Source organism: Kitasatospora sp. NPDC057512, from assembly GCF_042802135.1.
GTDB lineage: Bacteria > Actinomycetota > Actinomycetes > Streptomycetales > Streptomycetaceae > Kitasatospora.
Map to the genome: position 1 here is coordinate 1 of NZ_JBHVET010000694.1, position 4,625 is coordinate 4,625.

Genomic DNA, 4,625 nt, shown 5'->3' on the forward strand with positions numbered 1-4,625 from the left:
CGGCCAGCAGAGCGGCGAGACTGCCGTGCGAGACCACCACGCCCTTGGGGCGGCCGGTCGAGCCGGAGGTGTAGATCACGTACGCCGCGTCCGCCCCGTCCAGGACGGGCCCGGTGAACTCCGCCGATCCCGGAACGTCCGTGACGTCCAACACCGGCAGATCGGCCAGCAGTTCGGGCAGCGGCCAGCGGCCGTCGGTCAGCACGAGAACGGGCTCGGCGTCCGCCAGGGTGTAGGCCGTACGCTCCGCCGGGTACCCGGCGTCCAGCGGCAGGTACACCCCGCCCGCCTTGAGCACCGCCAGCAGCCCGACCACCGACTCCACCGAGCGCGGCAGCGCCAACGCCACCACCGCCCCCGGCGTCACCCCGGCACCGACCAGCCGGTTCGCCAGCCGGGAGGACCGCGCGTCCAACTCCCCGTACGTCAGCGCCTCCTCGCCGCACACCAGCGCCACCGCCTCCGGCGTGGACGCCGCCTGCTCCTCGAACACCGCCGGAAGCAGCGGCACCTCCGAAGCCAACGGCTTGGCACCGCCCAGCAGTTCGGCTCGCTCCTCCGGGGACAGCAGCTCCGCCCTGCCGATCGGCAGATCCGGACCGGCCGCGACGGCGGCCAGCAGCCGGCCGAACCGAGCGGCGATCGCCTCGACCGTCTCGCGGTCGAAGAGGTCCGTCGCGAAGTCGATCACGCACTCCAGACCGGCCGGTGCGCCGTCCGGGCCGAAGGACTCGCCGATGCCGACACTCAGGTCGAACTTGGCGACCGCACGACCGGACGGCTCGACCGAGACATCCAGCCCGGCCGCGTCCAGCGGCGCCGTGTCGCCACCGCCCTGAAGAACCAGCATCACCTGGAACAGCGGGTGCCGAGCCAGCGAACGGGCCGGGTTGAGCTCCTCGACCAGACGCTCGAACGGCACGTCCTGGTGCGCATGGGCATCGAGCTGCGTCTCCCGGACCCGGCCCAGCAACTCCGTGAAACTCGGATTGCCCGACGTGTCCGTGCGCAACACCAGGGTGTTGACGAAGAACCCGACCAACTGGTCCACCGCCTCGTCCGAACGCCCCGCCGTCACCGAACCGATCGGAATGTCCGTCCCGGCACCGAGCCGGGTCAACAGAGCCGCCAGGGCCGCCTGCGCCGTCATGAACATCGTCACCCGCTGCTCACGCGCCAACACCACCAGCGCACGGTGCAGTTCGGCCCCCAACGGAAGCACCACCCGGTCACCCCGATGGCTGGCGACGGCACCCCGCGGACGGTCCGCCGGCAGTACCAGCTCCTCCGGCAGCCCGGCCAAGGCCTCGCGCCAGTAGTCGAGTTGGCTGGCGAGCAGGCTCTCGGGGTCGTGCTCGTCGCCGAGCAGCTCACGCTGCCAGAGCGCGTAGTCGGCGTACTGAACCGGAAGCGGCGCCCACCCCGGCACGGCACCCGCCGTCCGCGCCGCATAGGCGGCGGCGAGATCACGCAACAGCGGACCCATCGACCAACCGTCACCCGCGATGTGGTGCAGCACCAGGACCAGCACGTGCTCCTCGGCATCGACCCGCAACAGCTGGGCCCGCACCGGAAGTTCGGCCGCCAGGTCGAAGGGCCGGCGGGTGGCCGCGTCGACGGACGCGCCGACCTCGTCGGCCGGGCAGTCCCGGACCTCGAAGGGCACCGAAGCCGCCCCGACCGGCAGGATCAGCTGGTGCGGTTCCCCGTCGGTCTCCACCATCAGCGTGCGCAGGACCTCGTGCCGGGCGACCAGGTCGCCGAGCGCGGAGCCGAGGGCGTCGGTGTCCAGCTCGCCCGCCACCCGGAGCACCAGCGGCAGGTTGTACACCGCGCTCGGCCCCTCCATCCGGTCGATCAACCAGAGCCGCTGCTGGGCGAAGGACAGCGGCACCCGCTCCGGCCGCTCAGTACGGGCGGTCAGCGCGAGACGCTCCGCCCCCGAACCCAGGCGGACGGCCAGCCCGGCCGGCGTCGGCGCCTCGAACACGTCCCGCACGGCCAGCTCCGCGTCGAGTGTCGAACGGACCCGGCTGAGCAACCGGGTCGCGAGCAACGAGTGCCCACCCAGCGCGAAGAAGTCGTCCTCCACCCCGACCGCGTCCAGCCCGAGCACCTCGGCGAACAGGCCGCACAGGATCTCCTCCTGCGGCGTACGGGCCGCCCGACCGCCGGCCAGTGCGGCGAAGTCGGGGGCCGGGAGCGCGGTCCGGTCCAGCTTGCCGTTGGCGGTCAGCGGAAGGGCGTCGAGCGTTACCACGGCAGCCGGAACCATGTAGCCGGGCAGCGACTCGGCCACGAACCGGCGCAGCACGCTACCGAGCTCGGGGGTCACATCCTCGGCCACCGCGCAGTAGGCGATCAGCCGACGGTCCCCGTCCTCACTCTCCCGAACCGTCACCACGGCCTGACGCACGGCCGGGTGAGCAGCCAGCACGGCCTCGATCTCACCCAGTTCGATCCGGAAACCACGGATCTTCACCTGGTCGTCGGTCCGGCCCAGGTACTCCAGCTCACCGTCACGGGCCCGGCGCACCAGGTCACCGGTGCGGTACATCCGCTCACCCGCCACGAACGGGCTGGCCACGAACCGCTCGGCGGTCAGGGCCGGCCGGTTGAGGTACCCCCGGGCCAGCCCGGCACCCGCCAGGTACAACTCCCCCGCCACCCCGGCCGGGACCGGGTTCAGGTGCTCGTCCAGCACGTACCCGGCCGTCCCCGCGACGGCCCGGCCCAGCACCGGCCGGTCCGCACCGTCGAGCGGCCGGGTGAGGGCGTGCACGGTGGACTCGGTCGGCCCGTACATGCTGTGGCCGACGGTCAGCGGAGCCGCGCACAACCTGGACCACAGGCCCTGCCCGATCGCCTCGCCACCGAGCAGCAGCAGCTTCGGCGCCGGCTCCTCCAGCAGCCCCTCCTCGACCAGCTGCTCGGCGTACGACGGGGTCACGTGCAGTGCGTCCAGCCCGACCGCGCGAACGTGGCGGACCAACTGCCGGGCGTCGCGGCGCACCTCGTCACCGATCAGGTGCAGCTCGTGCCCGGCGACCATCCACAGCACCACCTCCCACGAGGCGTCGAAGCACAGCGAAGCCGTCAACGCCACCCGCAGCCGACCGTGCGCCGCCTCCGCGTCCGCGACCAGCGTCGCCCGATGGCCCGCCAGCAGAGCGGCAAGGCTCCCGTGCGAAACCACCACACCCTTCGGACGACCGGTCGAACCCGACGTGTGGATCACGTACGCCGCGTCCGCCCCACGCAGAACGGGCCTGGTGAACTCCACCGGTCCGGGAACGTCCGTGACGTCCAACACCGGCAGCTCAAAAAGCAGTTCCGGCAGCGGCCAGCGGTCATCGGTCAGCACCAACGCGGGCTCGGCGTCCGCCAGGATGTGCCCGGTCCGCTCCGCCGGGTACTCGGCGTCCAGCGGCAGATAGGCACCGCCCGCCTTGAGCACCGCGAGCAGCCCGACCACCGACTCCACCGAGCGCGGCAGCGCCAGCGCCACCATCGCCCCCGGCGTCACCCCGGCACCGATCAGCCGGCCCGCGAGCCGGTTCGCCCGCGCGTCCAACTCCCGGTACGTCAGCGCCTCCTCGCCGCACACCAGCGCCACCGCCTCCGGCGTGGCCGCCGCCCGCTCCTCGAACACCGCCGAAAGCAGCGGCACCTCCGAAGCCAACGGCGTGGCACCGTCCAGCAGTTCGGCCCGCTCCTCCGGGCTCACCACCGGCAGTGCCCCGATCCGGGTGTCCGGCCGCTCGACGGCCGCCGCCAGCAGGTGGGCGAAGTGGCGGACGATCGCCTCGGCCGTCTCCTGGTCGAACAGGTCCGTCGCGTAGTCGAGCGCGAAGTCGATCCCGGCGGGCTCACCGTCCGGGCCGAAGAGCTCCTGGGCGGTCACGTTGAGGTCGAACTTGGCGACCCCGGTGGCGGCCGGCAGCACCCCGTTCCACAGTCCGGCCGAGGACGCGTCGGCCTGCTCGTTGTTCTGGAGCACCATCGCGACCTGGAAGAGCGGGTGCCGGGCCAGGGAGCGGGCCGGGTTGAGCTCCTCGACCAGACGCTCGAACGGCACGTCCTGGTGGGCGTAGGCGCCGAGGTCGGTCTCCCGGACCCGGGCCAGCAGTTCGGTGAAGCTCGGGTTGCCCGAGGTGTCGGTGCGCAGCACCAGGGTGTTGACGAAGAAGCCGACCAGTTCGTCCAGCGCCTCGTCGGAGCGCCCGGCCACCACGGAGCCGATCGGCACGTCGGTGCCCGCGCCGAGCCGGGTGAGCAGGGCGGCGAAGGCGGCCTGGATGGCCATGAACATCGTCACCCGCTGCTCGCGCGCCAGGGTCCGCAGCGCACGGTGGAGTTCGACGTCGAGCAGCTGCGCCACCCGGTCGCCCTGGTGGCTGGCGGCGGCGCCCCTGGGGCGGTCCGCCGGGAGCGCCAGCTCCTCCGGCATTCCGGCCAGGGTCTCGTTCCAGTAGGCGAGTTGGCGGGAGAAGAGGCTCTCCTCGTCGGCCTCGTCGCCGAGCAGGTCGCGCTGCCAGAGCGCGTAGTCGGCGTACTGGACGGGCAGCGGCGTCTGTCGCGGCGCGGTTCCGGCCGTCCGCGCCGCGTAGGCGGCGGCGAGGTCG

1 protein-coding gene is annotated in these 4,625 nt (G+C 72.8%); it reads right to left on the reverse strand.

Going from position 1 to position 4,625, the window contains the following annotated elements; all coding sequences use genetic code 11:
- Positions 1–4,625 (reverse strand): amino acid adenylation domain-containing protein (locus ACFU6K_RS32040; protein ID WP_380668992.1); only part of this gene is annotated, 4,625 nt, incomplete at both ends.